A 21,117-nucleotide genomic window follows, 5' to 3' on the forward strand; every position below is an offset into this window, starting at 1 on the left:
GCACACCATCCGCGCCAGTCCATCACCGGAAGTGACGATGCAGAATACCCAGCCCATCAACGAAGTCCTCGCCAGCTACAGCGAGCTGTTCATGCTCATCGCTGCCCTGGTCTACACGGTCACGTTCTTCGTCTTCTCGTGGGACATGGCCCGCTCCTCGGCCTCAATCCGGCGCATGGAGGCCGAGCTCGAATCCGAGCACGCGGCACAGGTCGAACAAGCCTCGGCGCGGGTCTCCGAAAAGTCCCTGGTCACCGCGGGCGGCGGCACGGAGATCGACGTGGCCACGGGACAGACGAATGCTGACGCGCAGGTCCAGAACGAGCGAGCCGCCCGTGCGGCGGCCCGCCGCGAGCAGGAACTGGACTCCACCCTCGTCGATGAGGACATGGAGTACACCGGCACCGTGAAGCGCCCGGCCGCAAATGTCGCCGTGGCGCTGATGATTATCGGCATGCTGCTACACGCTTTCGCCGTGCTCGCCCGTGGTATCGCCTCCTCACGGGTGCCTTGGGCGAACCTCTATGAGTTCATGACCACTGGTGCACTGGTCATCGCCGTGGTGTACCTGGTGTTCCTGATCCGCAAGGACCTGCGCTTCGTGGGCACCTTCGTCTCCGGTGTGGTGCTGCTGATGATGATCGCAGCCACCATCGGTTTCCCCACCCCGGTGGGTAATGTGCAGCCGGCGCTGCAGTCCTGGTGGATCGTTACCCACGTTTCCGTCGCGGTGGCCGCCACCGGCCTGTTCTCGCTGACCTTCGCCATGAGCCTGCTTCAACTGTTCAAACAGCGTCAGGAAGCCGCGCAGAAAGCGGGTGTGCCCACCAAGTTCGCGTTCCTGCGGCTGGTACCGCCGTCTTTCGCCCTGGAGAACTGGTCGTACCGCATCAACGCCGTGTCATTCGTGATGTGGACCTTCACCGTGATCGCCGGCGCCATCTGGGCCGAGCAGGCCTGGGGTCGCTACTGGAACTGGGACGCCAAGGAAGTGTGGTCCTTCGTCATCTGGGTGGTCTATGCCGGCTATCTGCACGCCCGCGCTACCCGCGGCTGGACCGGCACCCGCGCCGCCTGGCTGAACATGGTCGGCTTCGGCTGCCTGGTGTTCAACTACACCATCGTGAACATATACTTCCCATCACTGCACTCCTACGCTGGACTCTGATCTAGCAGTCGCTCCAGGAACGTGGCGCAGTTGGGCTGTTGGGTCCTCTTCGCCAGAGGATCGCGTGTTGCCGCCACATCGTGGCGTGACGCGAGATGGTGGCGCTACGCATCACCGACGATGTTGGCGGATGCCTCGGCGGGTCTGTTTGCGATCGGGAGAGTGATTTCTGGTTCGTCATCAGGGAGATCGCCGAGACTGTAGAAGGCCGTGGCCGAATCATGCGACACCACACCAGAGTCGATGGGGTCAGCCAGCCGATCCTCAGCGAGGGCGGAGCGATCCAGCGATAGCTATGCGGCGACGAGGGGTGTGCGCTCATCGTGGGCCGCGGAACAACATAGATGCCCTGGCCGAGGCATACGTTCAGGACGAGGCGGGGCCTTCGCCGATGTCGTCGCGGCCGTTATTGTTGGGGCCGTCGTTCTGCTGGCCGCGGCGCAGTTCTTCTTCGCGCTTGCGGAGTTCCTGCTCGCGGCGGTTCAGTTCCTCGTCGCGGGCTTTCTGCCGACGCTGGGCATCGAGGCGGCGCAGAAAATCGGCGTCGTCGTCGGGTGAGGTCGGGCGCGGAGGAGTACCCCCGGACTGGCCCATGGTGTTGATGCCGCCGCGGGCGTTGCCGAAGACCAGCCACAGCACGCCGCCGATCAGCGGGATGAAGATGATCGCGATCATCCACATCGGCTTTGAAATGGCGCGAATCCGGTGCCGCGGCGTCTGGGCGCACTCGATGATCGAGTAGATCATCACACCGAGGGAGACGATCGCCAGCGGGATCAACAGTCGCATCATGGCATCTATTCTAGGAGGTTGAGCTGAGTGTTGCCGCCCTCACGACGCGCTATCCGCTCACAGCGGAGGCGACCGGTGTCCCCGGGCGGTAGACTGGGTGCACCATGCAGATCCTCAAATACGGGGCCGTGCGCCTCGCCATCTTCTTCGCCGTGTTTGCCCTGTGCGTCGTGTTGCGCACCGGTTGGCTCTGGGCCGCCGTCGTCGCCACTATTGTGTCCTTCGCGGTGAGCTACCTGGTGCTGAACCCGATGCGGATGCGCGCCAATCGCGAGCTGCAGAACGCCTGGGAGGGTCGTCGCGGGGCCGCCGGGAAGACCGAGAGCGAAGACGCCGACGTGGAGGACTCTTACACACAAGGCCGGTTCATGGACCCCGCCGAAATGCATGAGTTTACTCAGGGGTCAGAGCCGGAGTCAGCGCCGAGTCGGGACGACTCAGAGCAGCGTCGCCAGGGCGAATAGCAGCGCGTACATCAATCCGAGCATCCCGGTGGCCTTGAGCACCGGGATCAGCTCGTGCCGTTCCTTCGCCCGGATCATCGTCCGGGAGGGGTCGAATCCGGCCGCGAGGGTGGCTACCGCCACCGCCAAGAGCAAGGGATGCTGGCCGATGAAGATCAGCGGCAGCAGGGCGGCGACGCCGATCATCACCGGGTAGGACCAGCGAGCGCCGGTGTCGCCGAGCCTCACGGCCAGCGTGCGCTTGCCGGCCTCGCGGTCGGTGGGTATGTCACGGACGTTGTTGGCCATCAGCAGGGCGGTGGAGATCAGCCCGCAGCCGATGGCGCCGACCCAGGCGAGCCCGGAAATCTCCAGGGCCTGAGTGTAGGTGGTGCCCAGCACGGCGACCAGGCCGAAGAAGATGAACACGAACACCTCGCCCAGGCCCAGGTACCCGTAGGGCTTCTTGCCCCCGGTGTAGTACCAGGCGGCCAGCACGGCGAGTGCTCCGACGGCGATGAGCCACCACGTCTGCGCCCAGACCACCAGGATGAGCCCGAGCACCATGGCGGCGCCGTAGCAAGCAAACGCTGCCGCTTTGACCTGCCCCGGGCGGGCCGCGCCGGAGCCGGTGAGGCGCAGCGGGCCGACGCGCACATCATCGGTGCCGCGGACGCCGTCGGAATAGTCGTTCGAGTAGTTCACCCCGATCTGCAGGGCGAGGGACACCAGCAGGGCGAGCACCGCACGGCCGAGGTGGAACCCGTCCAGGTCGGCGGCGGCAGCGGAGCCGACTACCACCGGTGCGATCGCCATCGGCAGGGTGCGCAGGCGTGCGCCCTGAACCCACTGTGAAACGGTTGCCATTCAGCTGTCCTCGTCTGTTCTGTTCTCGAGCTCTCGGCGCAAAGCCTGGCGGTCGGTCTTGCCATTGGCCAAGAGGGGCAAGGATTCACGATACCCCCACTTTTTCGGCACGGCGGCACGGCCCAGCTCGGTGCGCAGGCGTGCGGCTAGGCGTGACTCGAGCTCCGTGGTCGGTCCGGCGTCGGGCGTGGAGGTGGGGTCCGCCAGCACGAGCACGGCGCAGACGAGCTGGCCCCACTGGTCATCTGGGATGCCGGTGACGAAGGCGTCTCGGACCTCGGGGGATTCCTCGAGCACCCGCTGGACGTGAGCCGCCGACACTTTCACCCCGCCGGTGTTGATGACGTCGTCGACGCGCCCGGTGACCTGCAGGCGCTGGCGCAGGGTGCGGATTCCGGCGGCGGGGGAGTCTTCGAGGCTGACGACGCCGGTGTCCTCGGTGAGAAAGCGCCGCCCCTGGGGGCCGGCGCTGAAGTGGGCGGCGGTGCGCTCGGGATCGTCCAGGTACCCGGCGGCGACCATGGGTCCGGCCAGCCGCAACCGGGTGATGTCTGGGTTGTCGGGCTCGGTGACGAGATCCGCAAAGACACCGTCCAGGGGGACGCCGTCATAGACGCAGCCCCCGCAGGTCTCGGCCATGCCGTAGGTCAAGTGCAGATTCAGGTCCGCCTCCGCACTGCGCTGGCGGGCGGAATCGGGCAGGCGGGCGCCGCCGACGAGGATGGCGTCCAGATCGGCCAGTGCTGCGACGGTCGGGGAGCCGGGGCCGTCGTCGAGCAGCCGGGTCAGCTGGGTGGGCACCAGGGACACTGCGGTGAACCCGGTGGTCCCGGCGCGGGCGCGGAGTTCGCGGGCGGCGGCGGTGAATTTGTTGGCGGTGAAGGTGCCCGGTGCCAGCACCACGGGATCGGTGCCGGCCAGGATGGAACGCGAGACCACCGCCAGGCCTGCGACGTACTGGGTGCCGACGGCGAGCAGCCACTGGGTGCCCTGCTCCGGGGCGCCGATCCGGGTGGCGGTGGCGCCGGCGGAGGCACGCAGCCCGGCACCGGTGAGCACCGTCTGCTTCGGGGTGCCGGTAGAGCCGGAGGTACGCACCACAGCGACCGCATCCGGGTGCCCGCACCGTGCGGCGTCACGCGCCTCGGGCCGGAAGAGCACCCCGCCTGTGGTGTGGGCGTCGTCGAGGGTGAACTCCACCGGAGCCCCGGTGCCCTCCAGCGCCGAGCGCAACGCCGCCGTCTGCTCCGTGATCATCAGAAGTAGCGGGGGAACTCGGACCAGTCGGGGTCGCGCTTGCCCAGGAACGCATCCCGGCCCTCGACCGCTTCATCGGTCATATAGGCCAGCCGGGTGGCTTCACCGGCGAACACCTGCTGGCCGGCCATGCCGTCGTCGGCGAGGTTGAACGCGAACTTCAGCATCCGGATCGCTTGTGGCGACTGGCGGTTGATGTCGGCGGCGTATTCCAGGGCCACCTCTTCGAGTCGGTCATGGTCTATCGCTTCGTTCACCGCGCCCATTTGAACCATCTGTTCAGCGGAGTACTCGCGGGCGGCGAAGAAGATCTCGCGGGCCCGCTTCTGCCCGATCTGCCGGGCTAGTAGCGCGGAACCGTAGCCGGCGTCGAAGGAGCCCACGGTGGCATCGGTCTGCTTGAATTTGCCGTGTTCCCGGGAGGCCAGGGTGAGATCGGCGACGACGTGCAGGGAATGCCCGCCGCCGGCCGCCCACCCGTTGACCACCGCGATGATCGGTTTCGGGGTGGTGCGCATCAGCCGCTGCACCTCCAGAATGTGCAGGCGCCCGGCCCGGGCCGGATCAATCGACTCGGCCGTCTCGCCCTCGGCGTAGCGGTAGCCGTCGCGGCCGCGAATGCGCTGGTCGCCACCGGAGCAGAAGCTGTGGCCGCCGTCCTTCGCCGACGGCCCGTTGCCCGTGAGCAGGATGCAGCCGACCTCGGAGGTCATTCGGGCGTGGTCCAGCGCCCGGTACAGCTCATCCACGGTGCCTGGGCGGAAAGCGTTGCGGACTTCGGGGCGGTTGAATGCGATGCGCACGGTCGGCAGGTCGCGCACCCAGGCGCCGTCGTCGTCGCGCTCCACTTCGCGGTGGTAGGTGATGTCGGCGAAATCGAAGCCCTGCACCACGCGCCAGCGCTGCGGGTCGAAAATATCGGACACGGACTCGGGGAGGGGATGCTCGGGTTTCACACGCATGAGTCTAGTCAGTGTGAGCGGATCGTGACCGAATCGTGCCTTGACCGGCTGGATACTGAGTATGCATACTCGATATACACCTGGCGGTTGGTCTTCGGAAAGGGGCGCGTCGTGTCGGTCAAACATTCACTGCTGGCGCTGCTGCACCGCGGCCCCGCCTACGGATACCAGCTGCGCGCCGAGTTCGAGGAAGCCACCGGGCGGACCTGGCCTCTGAATATCGGCCAGGTGTACACCACCCTGGAACGGCTGGAGCGCGACGGATTGGTGCGCGACGACGGCGACGACGGCGACGGCCACCGCATTTTCGCCCTGACCCCCGCCGGGCGCGAGGAGCTCTCCGCATGGTTCTCCGCTCCGCTGCAACCGAGCTCGCCGCCGCGCAGCGAGCTCGCGATCAAACTGGCGCTCGCCGTCGTCACCCACGAGGTGGAAGCGGTCCGCGACGTCATTCAAGAACAACGCGCCGCCACGGTGGCTTCGCTACGCACTCTCACCCGCACCAAGCAGACTCTGCTGGCCGAGGTGTCGGGGGGCGGCGGTACGGCCGAACCCGCCGCACTGGCCAGCCTGCTCGTGCAGGAATCTCTCATCTTCTCCGCGGAGGCGGACATCAATTGGCTGGACCACTGCGAGGCGCACCTGCTGCGCGGGGCCAGCGTGTCGAAAGGCGGCGCATCATGATCACCCCCACCCCGTTTGGCAGCCCCGCGGCCCCGGGCATTCGGCCCCGGCAAGTGCTGCAACTCCAGGACGTCAGCAAAATTTACGGCACCGGCCCCACCTCGGTGGCCGCCCTGCGGGAGGTGAACCTGAGCCTCGACGCCGGAGAATTCGTGGCGGTGATGGGCCCCTCCGGCTCAGGCAAGTCCTCGCTGCTGGCCCTGGCTGGCGGATTGGACACCGTGACCTCCGGGGAAATCTACGTGCAGGGCACCCCGCTGACGCGGCTGAGCCTGGCCGATCGAGCGGCACTGCGGCGCCGTTCCGTGGGCTACGTGTTTCAGGAGTACAACCTGATCCCCACGCTCACGGCGGCGGAAAACGTGGCGCTGCCCTTAGAACTCGACGGCGCAACCCCGGCTAACGCTCGCACCGAGGCGGTGGAGGTGCTCGGCGAAATGGGCCTGGAGGACCTCGCCGAGCGGTTCCTGGATGAGCTCTCCGGCGGCCAGCAGCAGCGGATCGCGATCGCCCGCGCGGTGGTCGGCTCCCGTCGGCTGATTCTGGCCGATGAGCCCACCGGGGCGCTGGATACCGTGACCGGGGAAGAGATTCTGGCGTTGCTGCGACGCCGCGCGGAGGCCGGAGCCGCCGTCATGCTCGTCACCCACGAGGCCCGCCACGCCGGCTGGGCGGACCGAGTGATCTACTTGCGCGACGGCGCCGTCGTAGACCGAAGCGGTGAGTCGCGATGAGCGCCCGGGGCCGGAGGCGGCCCAGCTCGTTGGCGGCGCGACTGTCCTGGCGGCAGCTGCGTCGAGACCGCTGGCGCAGCGCGCTGATCATTGCCCTCATCGGATTGCCCGTGCTGGCGATGACCCTGCAGTCCATTACCACCGCCAGCACCGCCTATACCCCACAGCGCCAGATCGACAACCAACTGTACGGCACCGACGGGGCGCTGCAGGTGGATTCCGTGGGGGCTGCGGCCTACGTCAGCCCGTCGGGGGCCGACATGATCCGTATCCCGCACCCGGGGATGTTGTACGCGGAGGGCTACTTCGCCGACCGGGACGAGCTCGAGGACCCCTATGTGGGCGGATTCGAGGGCGCCGGGGCGTGGTGGGATGAGGTCAGCGAGAACGCGGATGAGTTCCCTGCACCCGCCGGCAGCGATGCCGACTCCCTGGCCGCAGCGCTCCCGGAGACAGTGACCCTGCACCCGGTGACCGAGGGATATGCCCCGCTGGATCTGGGCAACGGGATGACCATGGAGGTTTCGGTGATCATCGCCGACCTCACCGACCCCGCGCTGGCGGAGCGGTTCATTGCGGTCGACGACGCCGTGCCAACCGGGGACACCGTGACTGTCTCGCGCGGCTACGCCCCGGAGCTGGAACGCCGGGCGGAGCACGCCGCGACCCTGGACCGAGACCCACCGGGCGAGGCGACCCTGGCCGGGCTTCCGCTGCACATCGGCGGCACCATGGTGGACCGGCAGGGCTCAGCCGAGGCCGGGCCGCAGGTGCTGCTCACCGGAGACCAGAGTTTCTCCACCGTGTTTGTGCACCCCGACTCGGACCTGGCGCAGGCGGTGACCGAGCGACTCTCCACCGGCTACGGCACCACCACCTACTACCTCACCGGGGACGTGCCCACCGACTACGCCAGCTACCTGAACTTCCACGATGCCGGGGTGCAGGTGCTGTTCCGTCCGGTGGCCGAGAACCCGCCTGTTGAGGCGGTGCGGCTCGTGGGAACCGGATATGACGACCCGGGACGCTACGCCTCCATCCTGTTCCTCGGCACCCTCGCGCTAGTGGAAACCGGGCTGCTGGCCGGTGCCGCCTTCGCCGTCGGCGCGCGCTCCCAGCAGCGGGCCACCGCCATGCTCTCCGCGGTCGGGGCCAGCCCGGCCACCGTGCGCGGCACCATGGGCCTGTCCGGGCTGTGGTGCGGGCTCATCGGTGCGGTCGGCGGAGCCGTCGTCGGGATCGCCCTGGCCTACGCGCTCTGGGCGGTCGGCCGGGTTCGGCTGCTGGTCTTCGAACCGCCGAGCATCCCGTGGTGGATCATCCTGGCCACGGTGGTGATCGGGGTGGTGGTCTCCGTGGTGGCCGCCTGGATTCCCGCCCGCACCGTGGCCGCACAGGATGCCTGGGCTGCGATCAAGGGCGGCGCCCGGGAACGGCGCGGACTATCAACGCCGGTGCGGGTCGCCGGAGCCATCCTGGTGGGCACGGCGCTGCTGTTCCTCGTCGTCGCCACCGCCGTCGGGATGAGCATTCCCACGGTCCGGGCGCTGAATCTTTGGGTACCGGCGCTCGGCATGGTGGTGGTACTGGCCGGGATCATGCTGATCGTCGGGGTCCTGTTGTTGATCCCCACCGTGTTGCACGGGCTGGCCCGCTCGGCCTCCCGGCTGCCGTGGACGCTGCGCATTGCCGCCCGCGACGCCGACCGGAACCGCTCCCGCACCGTGCCTATCACCGTGGCGATGGTGGCCGCCGCCTGTCTGGGCGCGGCCACCCTCAGCCTCACCGGATCCAGCCTGAATGCCTATGAGACGGTGTCGAGCGACGACGCCCAGCGCCCCTCAGGCGCGCACCTGGGCGTGCTGACCCTGACCACCGACCTCGAACGCGAGATGCTTCAGGTTGCCGACCAGGAAGCCGGGATCGACACCGAGGCCGAGGGCTATGACGAGGGCCTGGTCACCCATACCCCGGCCGAGGCCCGCGCCGCGGTGGAGGCCGCGGCACGCACCGCCGGGCTACAGCTCAGCGGGACCCGGTTCTACTCCCAGGTGGTGCAGGACTGCCTGAGCTACGGAATGGTGGACTGCGAGGAGATCCACGCGCTGACTCCGACAGATTCCGCCTGCGCCCTGCCGGTTCCAGATGACGCCACCTTGACCGAGCGTTACCTCACCCTGGATCGCGCCATCGGCGAGCGGACGCGCAGCCAGGCCGCCGCCTGCAACTCCTTCGGCTACAGTTCCTTCTCGATGTTCGGCGCGTACTTCGGTCCCAGTCAGATCGCGGTGACCGACCTGGACGATCCGAGTCCCACCGAGCTCTGGGGCGACGACCCGGAAGTCACCGCCGCCTATGAGCGCGGACAGGCCGTGGTGCTGGACCCGATGCTGCTCGCCGACGACGACACGGTGACGCTGGGCCGGTTCGACACGGACCTGCACAAGGTGCCGGGGCTGAGCGTCGACGCCGATGCTGAGGACTATGCGGTGATCGGTGCCAGCGACGACGGCGAGCAGGTGTTGGCGATGTCGCCGATCGCGGATCAGCGCGGGATGCTGTGGGAGCCGAAGGACACCCGGTCCGTGCCGGCGGTGGCGGGCGTGGCCCCGTCCGCCTTCAGCGAGATCGGCGTCGTCGTACCGCAGGACCGCATCGACTGGGCCGAACCACTGCTGAATCCGAGCGGCATGGTGGTGCGCTTCGCGCAGGAGCCCAACGCCGAGCAGTGGGAGCTGTTCACCCTAGCCCTGGAGCAGGATGACCTCTGGGTGAGCTCGGGGGATTCGGGACCGGACTGGGTCCAGTCCTCGCTGTGGATCGTGGCCGGGATCGTGGCGCTGTTGGTGCTCACCGCCGCGGGCATCCTCGCCGGGCTGGCGATGGCCGATGCCCGCCGCGACCACCGCGCCCTGGACGCCATCGGCGCCGCCCCCAGCGCGCGCAAAACCATGGCCGCCGCCCAGATGTTTACCGCCATGGTGGTCAGCCTGGTGCTGGGCACGGTGGCCGGGGTGCTGCCGTTCGCCGCCATGCAGCTGATCACCGACCTCACCCTGGCGTGGATCCCGTGGTGGCAGCTGCTGGCCCTCACCGTGGCGCTGCCTGTGGTGGCGGCCGGGGTCACCTGGGCGGTCACCCCGGCCCGGTTCAGCGCCCGGTAGCTGCGGGTCAGTGTTCGACGTCGAGCCCCAACCCGGTGAGCAGGAACGCGTACTCCCAGGCGCGCTCCTCCCAGGAGCGGTAGCGCCCGGAGGCCCCACCGTGACCGCCGTCCATCTCGGTACGCAGCACCACCGGGGAGCCGCCGTCGCGCAGGGCCGTGGCCTGATCCGAGGTGACGGTGCGCCGCAACTGCTGCACCCATTTCGCAGGCTCCACATAGAGCACCCGGGTGTCGTGCAACGAGGTCATGGCCGCAATCGCCGGGTAGTTCACGGCCCGCACGTTCTCATACGGGGTGTACTCGGCCATATAGCGGTACACCTGCTCGTCGGCGATCGGATTGCCCCACTCCTCCCATTCCAGGGCCGAGAGGGGCAGGTCCGGATCCAGGATCGAGGTGAGTGCGTCCACGAACGGCACCTGGGCCACGCACACCCGGTACAGCTCCGGTGCCAGGTTCAGCACCGCGCCCATGAGCAGCCCGCCCGCGGAGCCGCCCATGCAGCCGATGCGGTCAGGATCTACCCACCCGGAGGACGCCACGAACCGGGTGGCGTCCACAAAATCGGTGAACGTGTTCTTCTTGTGCAGCTTCTTCCCCTGGTCGTACCAGGCGCGGCCCAGCTCGCCGCCGCCGCGCACATGGGCGACGACATACACCACGCCCCGGTCCAGCAGTGACAGCCGCGACGCCGCGAACCCGGGGTCCATCGATGCCTCGTAGGAGCCGTAGCCGTACACCACGCAGGGGTTGGAGCCGTTCCATTCGACGTCGCGATGCCGGATCACCGTGAGCGGAATGGCCACACGACGGTCGGTGGATTCGGCCGGAGCCCACCACCGCTCCACCAGGTACTGGTTCGGGTCGTAACCCGGAACCTCGGTGGCCCGGCGCAGCAGCGTTTCCCCGGTGGCGAGCGCGTAGTCGAGCACCTGGTCGGGGGTCACCCAGGAGGAGTACGCGAGCCGGATGAACGGGGAGTCAAAGGGTGCTGATGCTAGTTCCGCCGAGTACAGTTCCTCACCGAACCGCGGCTCCGTGGGGCACGGGTGCCCGGCAGATCTCTCGGCGGGCAACTCGGACAGCGGCAGGATCAGCGTGCGCGGGGTGGTGTCTGCCCGTGCGGCGATCATCAGGTGCGTGCGGTTCGGGTGCACCCCGTCGATCTTGACGGTGGGCGAATGCGGCAGCACGGTGTGCCAAGCGCTCGGGTCGGTGATCTGCTCCGCGGCCACCACCGAGACCATGTTGTTCGGCGCCGGATTCTGCGTTGCGAGGTCCCGGTCGTGGGTCACCAGGTAGTGCGGGGCGCCGTCGAGCCGTACCGGGTCTATGCTGTGCAGCATCTGGTGCTCGCGCGAGACCAGACGTTCGGGCCGGGCTGTCGGGTCGGTCAGATCCAGAATCCAGGTCTCGGCTACCTCGGAGTTGCCGCTGCCGATCACCAGCTGGTCTCGCTCGGCGGACAGGTCAAATCCCGTCCAGAACCCGGGGTCGTCCTCCTGGTGCAGCAGCTCGGATTCCCCGCCCAGATTCAGCGTCCACAACTGGTACGGACGCCAGGTGTCATCGGGAACCATGTAGAAAATCCGCTCGCCAGTCGGATCGAAGGCCAGCCCGTAGGAGACATTCTCGACGACGTCGCCCAGCTCCTCCCCGGTGTCGAGACGCCGGACCCGCAGCGTGAATCGCTCATCGCCGGTGGTGTCGACGGCGTAGGCCAGCAGGGTGCCGTCTCGGCTCACCGCCAACCCGCCCAGGGCGAAGAACGCGGTGCCCTCGGCTTCCCGGTTGGCGTCGAAAATGACTTCCTCGCCGTCTAGGGCCACGCCGCGCTCGATGACCGGGGGCGTCCAGTCGGCTTCGGCGTCGCCGGTGTCGGATGCGGGCACCCGGCAGTGGATCGCGTACTGCTGGCCCTCTTCGGTGCGGGAGAAGTACCACCAGCCGTCGCGGCGGGAAGGCACGGAGAGATCGGTCTCCACGGTGTGCGACTTGATCTCCGCGAAAATGGCCTCGCGTAGCGGCTGTTGATCGGCGGTGAGCGATTCGGTGTAGGCGTTCTCGGCGTGCAGGTGCGCCAGCACGTCGTCGGAGTCCTTATCTCGCAGCCAGTCGAAATCGTCGGTGACGGTGATCCCGTGGTGCGTGCGCTGGACGGGGCGAGTTTCAGCAACGGGCGCGGTGGCGGAGGCTGCGACGGGCGTGGTCGTGTCAGTGCCGGTGGTGTGGTGGGTCATGGGCACCACAGTAGCGCGCCACGGCCGTCGCGAGAACGTTGTCGCTCGGCTTCCCGGCGCAGCTGGTCAACATCGACGACGCCGGTGATCCGAGGCGGCACCCCTGTGGTACGCGGCTGATCCGGAAGCCCTCTGGTTTCTCCCAGGGGTCCTCGGGCGTGAAGCTCTCGTCCTGCGGGCGCTGAAGTACGCTCTGGAACACCCTTGTGCCCCGTGATCACCGGTCGTAGACTGACCGCACCTGGAATGGTCTGGGATTCAAGTTTCATAAGGGAGAACTCCATCACCGGAGCTCAGGAGGAATCATGAATTACAACGTGCCTTCCGTCGATCAGAGCGACCGTCTCGTTCCGATCAACCTCCGCCAGTCCGGCCCCACGCCCGTGGAAATGCTCATTGATACCCGGGTGCGCAAGTCCCCGTATTGGGCGCTGTCGATGGAGCACGGGTGCTGGCGGGCCTCCGTGTACAACCGGATGTACCACCCCCGCGGTTACGTGCCGCGCGAGGAGGGTGGCATGTCCGTGGAATACGAATCCCTCGTCAACGACGTCACGCTGTGGAATGTCGCCGTCGAACGGCAAATTCAGGTCAAAGGTCCCGACGCCGAAAAGTTCGTCGATTTCGTCATTACCCGCGATGCCACCCGGATTCCGGTGATGCGCGCCCGCTATGTGATTCTGTGCAACGAGTCCGGCGGCATCCTCAATGACCCGGTGCTGTTGCGGCTGGCCGAGGACGAGTTCTGGTTCAGCCTCTCCGATTCCGACCTGATGCTGTGGTTGCAGGGGGTGAATGTGGGGCGGCGCTTCGACGTTGACATTGCAGAAATCGACGTCGCTCCCGTGCAGATTCAGGGGCCGAAATCGGTGGACCTGCTCGAGGATCTGATCGGTCCGGTAGCCCGCGAGATCCCCAGTTACGGTTTGCATGCCACCCAGATTGCCGGCCGCGACGTCGTCATTTCTCAAACGGGTTTCACCGGGGAGAAGGGGTATGAGGTGTACCTGCGTGATGCCACGCAGCACGCGGAGGACCTGTGGAGTGCGGTGGTGGGGGCGGGGGATCGGCACCGACTGCGCGTGGTGGCCCCGGCGCACCATCGGCGCATCGCCGCCGGTATCCTCTCCTGGGGGCAGGACATGGACGTCGAAACGCTCCCGTTCCAGGTGAATCTGGGGTATCAGGTGCCACGCATGAAGTCGGCGAACTATATCGGCAAGGCCGCACTCGAGTCCGCACGCGCCCAGATTGAGGCGGGTCGGCCACCGTACAAAACCCAGTTGGTGGGGCTGAAGCTCGGCGGACGACCGATTGACGACTACGCCCCGGATTTCTGGCTGATCAGTGCGAACCCGGAAGACAAACCGGTCGGCTACATCACCTCGCCCTGGTATTCCCCGGAGCTGGAGTGCAATATCGCCCTGGCACACGTACCAGTGGAATCCACCGCCCTAGGCACCGAGTTCTGGGTGCACCTTCCGGATCAGTACGTGGAAAACCCCGGAATTCCGGAGCGCGCCGAAGTAGTGGAGGTGCCGTTCCGGCCCTCGGTGAACCCGAACCAGCGCGAAATCCTGAAGCAGAAAGGGCTCGACGCCGCCTTCTAGCCTGGCCGACCGCACGCCCCGTCGGGTCTACTCCAGACCGAAGATCCCGCGGAACACGCCGAGCCCGAAGTACAGCACGAAGGCGGCGGCCACCACCCAGAGCAGCGGGTGGACCTCTCTGGCGCGACCCTGCCCGGTACGAATCACGGCGTAGGCGATCATGCCGGCTCCGATGCCATTGGCGATCGAGTAGGTGAACGGCATCAGGATGAACGTCAAGAAGGCCGGCAGGGCGGCACCCCAGTCGCTCCAATCGATGTGCACGGCCTGGGTGACCATCATGAACCCGACGACCACGAGCGCGGGCGCGACCGCTTCGAAGGGCACCAGGTGGATCAGCGGCGTCAGGAACATGGCCACCAGGAACAGGGCGCCGGTGATGATCGAAGCGAAACCGGTGCGTGCCCCCTCGCCCACCCCGGTGCCGGACTCGACGAAGATCTGGTTGGCCGAGCCGGAGCCCGCACCACCAGCCGACACCGCCAGTGCGTCGACCATCAGCACTCGGTTCAGGTGTGGAATATTACCCTGCTCGTCCACGTTGCCGGCCTCGCGGGCAATGCCCACCGAGGTGCCCATCGCGTCGAAAAAGACCGAGAGCAGAATGGCGAACACCAGCAGTGAGGCGATCACCGGGCCCAATGAGGTGAAGGCGCCGAACAGGGAAACCTCGCCCAACAGCGACAGATCCGGTGCCGACCAGCCTTCGAGGCTCGGCGCGACGAGCGACCAGCCCAGCGGGTTGTCCGCGCTGGAGGCGCCCACGTGAAACACCGCTTCCAGGATGTTGGCGAGCACGGTGGCCACCACAATGCCGATCAGGATGGCGCCTCGGACTTTGCGGATCACCAGGATGGCGGTCACCAGCAGACCGATCACGAACACCAGCACCGGCCAGCCGTTGAGCTCGCCGCCGGTGCCCAGACCCACCGGAACCGTGGTGCCGGCGGCGTCGGGGAGACGGCGCACGAACCCGGCATTCACCAAACCGATCAGGGCGATGAACAGGCCGATGCCGACCACAATGCCGGTTTTCAGTGCTTCCGGCACCGCATTGAACACCGCCTGGCGGAACCCGGTGGCCACCAGCACCACCATCACGAGTCCGGCGAGCACCACCAGACCCATCACCTCGGGCCAGGTCAGATTCGGGGTGGTGGCAATGGTGACGGCGAGGAACGCGTTAATACCGAGACCGGCGGCCAATGCGAAGGGGTGGCGGGCCCACAGGCCCATGGCGATCGTGGTGATGCCGGCCAGCAGTGCAGTGATCGAGGCGACCTGGGGGATGCCCAGGGTGTTGCCAGCGGCGTCGGGACCGGAGAGCACCAGCGGGTTGAGGACGATGATGTAGCTCATCGCGAGGAACGTGGCGATGCCGCCGCGTACCTCTCGACCGAACGTCGAGCTGCGTTCGGAGATTTTGAAGTATCGGTCGACGCCGTTGCGGGGGCGCGCGTTCGGATCAGTGTTCACAGTGGTGATCGCCATGCAGATATCGTAATGGTATTCGCACGTGGAGGAAGAATGGCACCCGGTATGAGAGACGACGCACCGCTGTCCCGGGCCTTCCAGATCTACGCGCCGTCGCTGGTCTATTCGCTCGGCGTGGGTGCGGTGACCCCGGCGATCGCCGCGGCGGCGTCGTATTTTGGGGCCACGTTCGCGCTCGCGGCAGCGTCGGTCACCCTGATCGGCGTGGGCTCCCTGATCGCCAACGCCCCGGCCGCGCATCTGGCCGCCCGGGCCGGCGAACGCACCACCATCATCGTCTCCGCCGCCTGGGGCACCCTGGGGGTGCTGCTCAGCTGGTGGACGGTGGCCGGCTGGTTCGGCGTGACAGGCACCCCGGCGTTCACCGGCTACCTGGCCGGGATTCTGATGATCGGCATGGCCGGGGCTGGGTTCAATCTGGCGCGGCAGTCGTATCTGGCGGTGGCGGTGCCGCCCAGTCACCGGGCCCGGGCCATGTCACTCCTGGGCGGGATGATGCGCATCGGCATGTTCGCCGGCCCCTTCCTCGGGGCGGGCGTGCAGGCGCTGATGGGACTGCAGGGCGCGTTTGCGGTGGGCGCGACGGCGATGGGCGCGGCCATGGTGATCAGCCTGTGGATCCAGGAGCTCGAACCCGGGCGTGCCCCCACCCAGGACCAGCCCAGCCCGGTCAGCCCTGCAGAGGCGCTGGACGCGGTCACCCAGCCGACCATGCGCGCCCTGGCCCGGCGCTACTGGAAGGTGCTGCTCTCCTCGGGGATCGGGGTGCTGTGCCTAGCGGCTACCCGTGCCTCCCGTTCCGCGGTGATTCCCTTGTGGGCCGAGCATCTCGGGCTTTCCCCGGCTCAGGCCTCGCTGATCTACGGCCTGGCGGGGGCGGTGGATACCCTGATGTTCTATCCGGCCGGCACGCTGATGGACCGCCGTGGACGCCGCATGGTCGCTGTGCCCTGCCTGGCCGTGCTCGCGGTGGGCATGGCGGTGGTGCCGTTCGCCGGTTCGGCCGGCTGGCTGATGGTGGCCGCGGTGCTGATCGGGTTGGGCAACGGCTTCGGGGCCGGCATCGTGATGACCTTGGGTGCGGACTATTCCCCGCCGCAGGGTCGCGCCCAGTTCCTCGGGCTGTGGCGGTTACTTTCTGACGCCGGATTCCTTCTCGGCCCGATGCTGGTGGCCGGGGTGACCGCCGTGGCCTCGTTGGCCACTGGGATCTGGGCGCTGGCCGGACTCGCAGGTCTCGGGGCGCTGATCTTCGCGCGCACGCTCCCCGGCGGCCCGGGCCCGGTGGCTGAACCTCCGACGGATCCCGTGCCCCGCTGATTCACTCCAGGGCGGTGCGCGACTCGATGTCCTCGAAGATCATGTACGTCTGGGTGTCGACGACGCCGGGCAGGGTCTGAATCTGGTCGAAGACGACGGTCCGCAGGTCTGAAATCGATCCTGCACGCACCAGGAGCAGCACATCCATGTTCCCGCCCACCAGCGAGACGTGCCAAACCTCCGGGATCTTCAGCAGTGCGGCCTTCAGCGCGCGCCAGTTGTGTTGACGCAGTTTCAGCATCACGTGGGCGGAGGCTCCCAGGCCGATTTTCACCGGGTCAATCACTGCGGAATACCCGGTAATCACCCCCGAATCCTGCAGGCGCCGCAGGCGCGCATAGCAGTGGGCGCGGGAGACATGAACGTGCTCGGCGAGCGCGGCCACTGCCATGCGCCCGTCTTGGGTCAGCGCGGAGATGATGCGCAGATCGACGTCGTCCAGATCCTCCGCCACGGAGGGGGTCAGGCTCACCATGGGTACCTCGGGTCCATTCGAATGCCAGAACTGTTTATGTGACTGGGCTCACAGTATCAAAATGTTTTCGAGATTGCACGGATGGTGATCGATCTGTCTGGGAAATTCCGAAAAACCTCGGACGATCGTGCATGAACGGGACAATGAAAGCACGAGATGTGTTGAGGGGAAGGATGTGATCCGCGTGACTGCAGAGCAGGACGCCGACCGGACGACCACTGAGGTGCCCTGGGCCGAACAGTCGGCCCAGTCGTTCGGCATCACGATTGAAGACTACTTGCTGCCCACCCACGGGCGCATCCAGCTGATTTCTCCCGAAGGCGCCCTGCTGCCGGTGGAGGAACAGGGCAGCACGCCCGGGCATGAGTACCCGATGCCCGATCATGAAACGCTGCTGAACGCGTACCGACAGCTGGTGATCGGGCGCCGCGTGAACGACCAGAATCACGCGCTGGTCCGCCAGGGGCGGATGGCCGTGTACCCGTCGTCGCACGGCCAGGAGGCCTCGGAGGTGGCGGCCGCACTCTGCCTCGACGCCCGCGACTGGCTCTTCCCCACCTACCGTGACACCGTGGCGGTGCTGGCCCGCGGCGTTGCGCCTCTGGACGTGATGACCTCGTTCCGCGGTGACTGGCACTGCGGCTACGACCCGATCGAACACCGCACCGCCGCGCAGTCCACTCCGCTGACCACCCAGCTGCTGCACGCCGTCGGTCTGGCCCAGGCGGCCCGACTCAAGGGCGAGGACACCGTGGTACTGGGCATGGTGGGTGACGGCGGCACCTCCGAGGGTGACTTCCATGAGGCGCTGAACTTCGCCGCGGTGTTCAAGCTCCCGGTGATCTTCTTCGTGCAGAACAACAAGTACGCGATCTCGGTGCCGATCGCGAAACAGACCGCAGCGCCGTCCATTGCTCATAAAGCGGTGGGGTATGGCGTGGCCGGCGAGCGAGTGGACGGCAACGACCTGGCTGCGCTGCTGGCCGTGCTGGGTCGGGCGGTCTCGCTGTGCCGCGAGGGAGGTGGCCCCTTCTTGGTGGAGGCGGACACCTACCGGATGCAGGCGCATACCAACGCCGACGACGCCACCCGTTACCGCCACGACGAGGAAGTCGCCGAATGGCAGCATAAGGACCCGCTGAAGCGGATGCGCACCTACCTGACTGAGGCGAATGTGCTGAACGACGACGTCGAAACCGAGATCACGGAAGCCGCTGAGGACGTGGCCCGGGGGTTGCGCGAGGCGATGAGCGTGCAACCAGAACTGCATCCCCTGGAACTGTTTGACCACGTCTACACCGTGCAGACCCCGCAGCTGGCCGCCCAGCGCGCGCAGCTGGCGGAGGAACTCGAGCGCGAAGGAGCCGCATCATGAGCACCGCGACGACCACGACCAAGAGCACCAAGCAGTCGGCGGTGACCTTCGCCGCCGCCCTGAATGCCGCGCTCGCCGACGAGATGGCGGACAACGACATGGTGGTGGTGTTCGGCGAGGACGTCGGCACCCTGGGCGGAGTCTTCCGTATCACCGAGGGGCTCACCCAACAGTTCGGGGAATCCCGCTGCTTCGACACCCCGCTGGCCGAATCCGGCATCGCCGGCACCGCGGTCGGCATGGCGCTGGGCGGGGCGCGCCCCGTCATCGAGATGCAGTTTGACGCCTTCGCCTACCCGGCGTTTGAGCAGATCGCCTCGCACATCGCCAAGATGCGCAACCGCACCAAGGGCCGGGCGCCGCTGCCGATCACCATCCGAATTCCCTACGGCGGCGGCATCGGCGGGGTGGAGCACCACTGCGATTCCTCCGAGTCCTACTACGCGCACACCCCGGGACTGAAGGTGTACACCCCGGCCACGGTGTCGGATGCGTACCTGATGCTGCGCGCTGCGATCCGACTCGACGACCCCGTGGTGTTCATGGAGCCGAAGAAGCTGTACTGGACGAAATCTGAGGTTTCCCTGGAGGAGCTGCGCGCCGAGTTCGAAGCCCGTTGGGCGAAGGTCGAGTCCGCCCGCGACCAGGGCGAGGCTTGGGCGCGTGCCTCGGTGGCCCGCACTGGCGACGACGTCACCCTGGTGACCTACGGCCCCTCGGTGGTCACCTGCCTGGCGGCCGCCGAAGCCGCCGCCCAGGAAGGCCGCAGCGTCGAAGTGGTGGACCTGCGCACCATCAACCCACTGGACGAGGACACCCTGGCCGCCTCCGTGGAGAAGACCGGTCGCGCCGTCGTCGTCGCCGAGCCGCAGGGCTTCGCCTCGGTGGCCTCTGAGCTGGTGGCGCGGATTCAGCAGCGCTGCTTCCACTCGCTGGCCGCACCGGTGCTGCGGGTGACGGGGTTCGACATCCCCTACCCCGCACCGATGCTGGAGAAGTACCACCTGCCCAACGTCGACCGGATTCTGGACGCGATCGATGATCTGCAATGGGACGAGACGGCGCTGCGTACGCCGGAAGGAGTGCGGTGATCATGGCGCAGACATTTGATCTCCCCGATCTGGGTGAGGGCCTCACCGAGGCCGAGCTCGTGCGCTGGCTGGTGGCCGAGGGCGATGTGGTCGTGGTCGACCAGCCCATCGCCGAGGTGGAGACCGCCAAGGCTCTCGTCGAGGTGCCCTGCCCCTACGCTGGCACCGTGCTCACTCTGCATGGTGCCGAGGGCGACACCATGGAAGTCGACGCCCCGCTGATCACCGTGGGCGACCCGGGGGATGATGGCGCGGGCCCGAGCACAGAGCCAGCTACTGAACAGCCCGGTGCGCTGAGCTACCGCGAGGAGGAGCAGGCCGGGGTCAAGCCCGAGCAGGATTCGAACGTGGAGGCCGACGACGAGGGCTCCGGCTCCGTGCTCATCGGCTACGGCACCACCGGGGCAAAAGCCACCGGCCGCACCCGGGCCCGCAAGAGCTCCGCGTCCGCCTCGGTACCGGCAGCACCGAGTGCTGCTCCGGCGGGGCGTGCTCCGCGGGTCATCTCCCCTCTGGTCCGCGGCCTGGCCCGCCGGCACGGGATCGACCTGGCCACCCTGCAGGGTTCCGGCCCGGACGGGCTGATCCTGCGCGCCGACGTCGAGGCGGCAGTGGCGGGCACAGCTGCTTCCGAGCCAGTGCAGAGCGCTCCCGCCGCGACTGCGGCACCGGTGGATGACGTCGACGCACGCTCCGGGCTGGGCATTGCCGAGCGCATCCCGGTCAAGGGGGTGCGCAAGATGGTCGCCGAGCAGATGGTGCGCTCGCGTCGCACCATTCCGGAGGCCACCGCCTGGCTCGACGTCGATGTCACGAAACTGGTGGAGCTGCGCGCGGACCTGAAAGCCCAGGACGCCGCCACCGCGCCCAGCCTGCTGGCGCTGATCGCCCGGTTCACCACGGCCGCGCTGCAGCGCTACCCGGTGATGAACTCCCGTGTGGTGGGGGAGGGCGACACCGGGGAGGAGATCCTGCACTTCGACGGGATCAACCTCGGCCTGGCCGCCCAGACCGACCGCGGACTCGTGGTGCCTGCGATCGAGCATGCCGAGAAGCTCACGGCCCGCGAGCTGAACACCGCCATCGCCGAGCTGGTCGCCAAGGCCCGGGACGGCAAGTGCACCCCGGCCGAGCTCACTCGCGGCACCTTCACCCTGAACAACTACGGGGTGTTCGGCACCGACGGCGCGGCCGCCATCATCAACGCCCCCGAGGTGGCGATCCTGGGCGTGGGCCGGATCATCGACCGTCCTTGGGTGGTGGACGGGCAGATCCTGGTGCGAAAGGTCACCGAGCTCACCCTGTCCTTCGACCATCGAGTCACCGACGGCGGAACCGCATCAGCGTTCCTGACCATGGTGGCCCGGGCGATGGAGAACCCCGCCTCAGCACTCGCGGACCTCTGAACCGGGTGCCGCCATCCGACGGGCCGACCACTG

The 21,117-nt window shown here is 67.6% G+C and carries 17 protein-coding genes; 10 read left to right on the top strand and 7 right to left on the bottom strand.

Annotated elements, in window-relative coordinates; translation table 11 throughout:
- Positions 1 to 37: 37 nt before the first annotated feature.
- Entirely contained in the window at positions 38 to 1,168 is a 1,131-nt protein-coding gene (ccsB, locus tag O1A05_RS07325; protein WP_270107374.1) for a c-type cytochrome biogenesis protein CcsB, read from the top strand.
- Between the two features lie 366 nt (positions 1,169 to 1,534).
- Here the strand turns inward: ccsB and O1A05_RS07330 are convergent, their stop codons facing one another.
- Positions 1,535 to 1,960 carry a PLD nuclease N-terminal domain-containing protein gene (locus tag O1A05_RS07330; protein WP_270107375.1) on the bottom strand — a complete coding sequence of 142 codons (426 nt, stop codon included), beginning with the start codon at positions 1,958 to 1,960 and terminating at the stop codon, positions 1,535 to 1,537.
- Between the two features lie 104 nt (positions 1,961 to 2,064).
- Here O1A05_RS07330 and O1A05_RS07335 point away from each other — a divergent pair, with 104 nt between their 5' ends.
- A complete protein-coding gene (locus O1A05_RS07335; protein ID WP_270107376.1) occupies positions 2,065 to 2,424 on the top strand; it encodes a DUF4229 domain-containing protein in 360 nt (119 codons plus the stop codon).
- Here O1A05_RS07335 and O1A05_RS07340 read toward each other — a convergent pair.
- The 3 genes from O1A05_RS07340 to O1A05_RS07350 are packed head-to-tail and all read right to left on the bottom strand — an operon-like array spanning position 2,398 to position 5,489.
- Positions 2,398 to 3,270, bottom strand: a complete 873-nt coding sequence (locus O1A05_RS07340; RefSeq protein ID WP_270107377.1) for a 1,4-dihydroxy-2-naphthoate polyprenyltransferase — start codon at positions 3,268 to 3,270, stop codon at positions 2,398 to 2,400. The genes O1A05_RS07335 and O1A05_RS07340 overlap by 27 nt on opposite strands.
- Positions 3,271 to 4,527, bottom strand: a complete 1,257-nt coding sequence (locus O1A05_RS07345; protein WP_270107378.1) for an AMP-binding protein — start codon at positions 4,525 to 4,527, stop codon at positions 3,271 to 3,273.
- Entirely contained in the window at positions 4,527 to 5,489 is a 963-nt protein-coding gene (locus O1A05_RS07350) for a 1,4-dihydroxy-2-naphthoyl-CoA synthase (RefSeq protein WP_270107379.1), read from the bottom strand. The genes O1A05_RS07345 and O1A05_RS07350 overlap by 1 nt, the downstream gene beginning before the upstream one ends.
- A gap of 111 nt (positions 5,490 to 5,600) precedes the next feature.
- On the opposite strand from O1A05_RS07350, the gene O1A05_RS07355 reads away from it, so the two are divergent.
- The 3 genes from O1A05_RS07355 to O1A05_RS07365 are packed head-to-tail and all read left to right on the top strand — an operon-like array spanning position 5,601 to position 10,071.
- Complete coding sequence (locus O1A05_RS07355; RefSeq protein ID WP_270107380.1) at positions 5,601 to 6,173, top strand: PadR family transcriptional regulator; 573 nt, start codon at positions 5,601 to 5,603, stop codon at positions 6,171 to 6,173.
- Complete coding sequence (locus O1A05_RS07360; protein ID WP_270107381.1) at positions 6,170 to 6,907, top strand: ABC transporter ATP-binding protein; 738 nt, start codon at positions 6,170 to 6,172, stop codon at positions 6,905 to 6,907. The genes O1A05_RS07355 and O1A05_RS07360 overlap by 4 nt, the downstream gene beginning before the upstream one ends.
- Positions 6,904 to 10,071 (top strand): FtsX-like permease family protein, encoded by a 3,168-nt coding sequence (locus O1A05_RS07365; protein WP_270107382.1) that lies wholly within the window; start codon positions 6,904 to 6,906, stop codon positions 10,069 to 10,071. Before O1A05_RS07360 ends, O1A05_RS07365 begins: the two co-directional genes overlap by 4 nt.
- Before the next feature lie 7 nt (positions 10,072 to 10,078).
- Here the strand turns inward: O1A05_RS07365 and O1A05_RS07370 are convergent, their stop codons facing one another.
- Positions 10,079 to 12,313, bottom strand: coding sequence for a S9 family peptidase (locus O1A05_RS07370; protein WP_270107383.1), 2,235 nt, complete (start codon positions 12,311 to 12,313; stop codon positions 10,079 to 10,081).
- A gap of 305 nt (positions 12,314 to 12,618) precedes the next feature.
- On the opposite strand from O1A05_RS07370, the gene O1A05_RS07375 reads away from it, so the two are divergent.
- Complete coding sequence (locus O1A05_RS07375) at positions 12,619 to 13,923, top strand: glycine cleavage T C-terminal barrel domain-containing protein (RefSeq protein ID WP_270107384.1); 1,305 nt, start codon at positions 12,619 to 12,621, stop codon at positions 13,921 to 13,923.
- Between the two features lie 27 nt (positions 13,924 to 13,950).
- Here the strand turns inward: O1A05_RS07375 and O1A05_RS07380 are convergent, their stop codons facing one another.
- A complete protein-coding gene (locus O1A05_RS07380) occupies positions 13,951 to 15,414 on the bottom strand; it encodes an NCS2 family permease (protein ID WP_270107385.1) in 1,464 nt (487 codons plus the stop codon).
- A gap of 48 nt (positions 15,415 to 15,462) precedes the next feature.
- On the opposite strand from O1A05_RS07380, the gene O1A05_RS07385 reads away from it, so the two are divergent.
- On the top strand, positions 15,463 to 16,737 hold the full coding sequence (locus tag O1A05_RS07385) for an MFS transporter (protein ID WP_270107386.1): 1,275 nt from the start codon (positions 15,463 to 15,465) through the stop codon (positions 16,735 to 16,737).
- A 1-nt stretch (position 16,738) separates the two neighbouring features.
- On the opposite strand, the gene O1A05_RS07390 is transcribed toward O1A05_RS07385, so the two are convergent.
- Entirely contained in the window at positions 16,739 to 17,212 is a 474-nt protein-coding gene (locus O1A05_RS07390; protein WP_270107387.1) for an Lrp/AsnC family transcriptional regulator, read from the bottom strand.
- A 178-nt stretch (positions 17,213 to 17,390) separates the two neighbouring features.
- Here O1A05_RS07390 and O1A05_RS07395 point away from each other — a divergent pair, with 178 nt between their 5' ends.
- The 3 genes from O1A05_RS07395 to O1A05_RS07405 are packed head-to-tail and all read left to right on the top strand — an operon-like array spanning position 17,391 to position 21,084.
- On the top strand, positions 17,391 to 18,587 hold the full coding sequence (locus O1A05_RS07395) for a thiamine pyrophosphate-dependent enzyme (RefSeq protein WP_442867681.1): 1,197 nt from the start codon (positions 17,391 to 17,393) through the stop codon (positions 18,585 to 18,587).
- The gene (locus tag O1A05_RS07400; RefSeq protein ID WP_270107388.1) at positions 18,584 to 19,678 is read left to right on the top strand and encodes an alpha-ketoacid dehydrogenase subunit beta; all 1,095 of its coding nucleotides are present in this window, start codon (positions 18,584 to 18,586) and stop codon (positions 19,676 to 19,678) included. Before O1A05_RS07395 ends, O1A05_RS07400 begins: the two co-directional genes overlap by 4 nt.
- A 2-nt stretch (positions 19,679 to 19,680) precedes the next feature.
- The gene (locus O1A05_RS07405; RefSeq protein WP_270107389.1) at positions 19,681 to 21,084 is read left to right on the top strand and encodes a dihydrolipoamide acetyltransferase family protein; all 1,404 of its coding nucleotides are present in this window, start codon (positions 19,681 to 19,683) and stop codon (positions 21,082 to 21,084) included.
- The last annotated feature ends 33 nt before the right edge of the window (positions 21,085 to 21,117 follow it).

This window comes from Citricoccus sp. NR2, from assembly GCF_027594385.1.
Classification (GTDB): Bacteria; Actinomycetota; Actinomycetes; order Actinomycetales; family Micrococcaceae; genus CmP2.

What these genes read in the sequence shown, in the direction of transcription:
- O1A05_RS07335 (WP_270107376.1), top strand. Translation starts at nt 2,065, where the DNA reads ATGCAGATCCTCAAATACGGGGCCGTGCGCCTCGCCATCTTCTTCGCC.
- O1A05_RS07345 (WP_270107378.1), bottom strand. Translation starts at nt 4,527, where the DNA reads ATGATCACGGAGCAGACGGCGGCGTTGCGCTCGGCGCTGGAGGGCACC.
- O1A05_RS07400 (WP_270107388.1), top strand. Translation starts at nt 18,584, where the DNA reads ATGAGCACCGCGACGACCACGACCAAGAGCACCAAGCAGTCGGCGGTG.
- O1A05_RS07370 (WP_270107383.1), bottom strand. Translation starts at nt 12,313, where the DNA reads ATGACCCACCACACCACCGGCACTGACACGACCACGCCCGTCGCAGCC.
- O1A05_RS07375 (WP_270107384.1), top strand. Translation starts at nt 12,619, where the DNA reads ATGAATTACAACGTGCCTTCCGTCGATCAGAGCGACCGTCTCGTTCCG.
- O1A05_RS07365 (WP_270107382.1), top strand. Translation starts at nt 6,904, where the DNA reads ATGAGCGCCCGGGGCCGGAGGCGGCCCAGCTCGTTGGCGGCGCGACTG.
- O1A05_RS07340 (WP_270107377.1), bottom strand. Translation starts at nt 3,270, where the DNA reads ATGGCAACCGTTTCACAGTGGGTTCAGGGCGCACGCCTGCGCACCCTG.
- O1A05_RS07390 (WP_270107387.1), bottom strand. Translation starts at nt 17,212, where the DNA reads ATGGTGAGCCTGACCCCCTCCGTGGCGGAGGATCTGGACGACGTCGAT.
- O1A05_RS07360 (WP_270107381.1), top strand. Translation starts at nt 6,170, where the DNA reads ATGATCACCCCCACCCCGTTTGGCAGCCCCGCGGCCCCGGGCATTCGG.
- O1A05_RS07385 (WP_270107386.1), top strand. Translation starts at nt 15,463, where the DNA reads ATGAGAGACGACGCACCGCTGTCCCGGGCCTTCCAGATCTACGCGCCG.
- O1A05_RS07405 (WP_270107389.1), top strand. Translation starts at nt 19,681, where the DNA reads ATGGCGCAGACATTTGATCTCCCCGATCTGGGTGAGGGCCTCACCGAG.
- O1A05_RS07380 (WP_270107385.1), bottom strand. Translation starts at nt 15,414, where the DNA reads ATGGCGATCACCACTGTGAACACTGATCCGAACGCGCGCCCCCGCAAC.
- ccsB (WP_270107374.1), top strand. Translation starts at nt 38, where the DNA reads ATGCAGAATACCCAGCCCATCAACGAAGTCCTCGCCAGCTACAGCGAG.
- O1A05_RS07330 (WP_270107375.1), bottom strand. Translation starts at nt 1,960, where the DNA reads ATGATGCGACTGTTGATCCCGCTGGCGATCGTCTCCCTCGGTGTGATG.
- O1A05_RS07350 (WP_270107379.1), bottom strand. Translation starts at nt 5,489, where the DNA reads ATGCGTGTGAAACCCGAGCATCCCCTCCCCGAGTCCGTGTCCGATATT.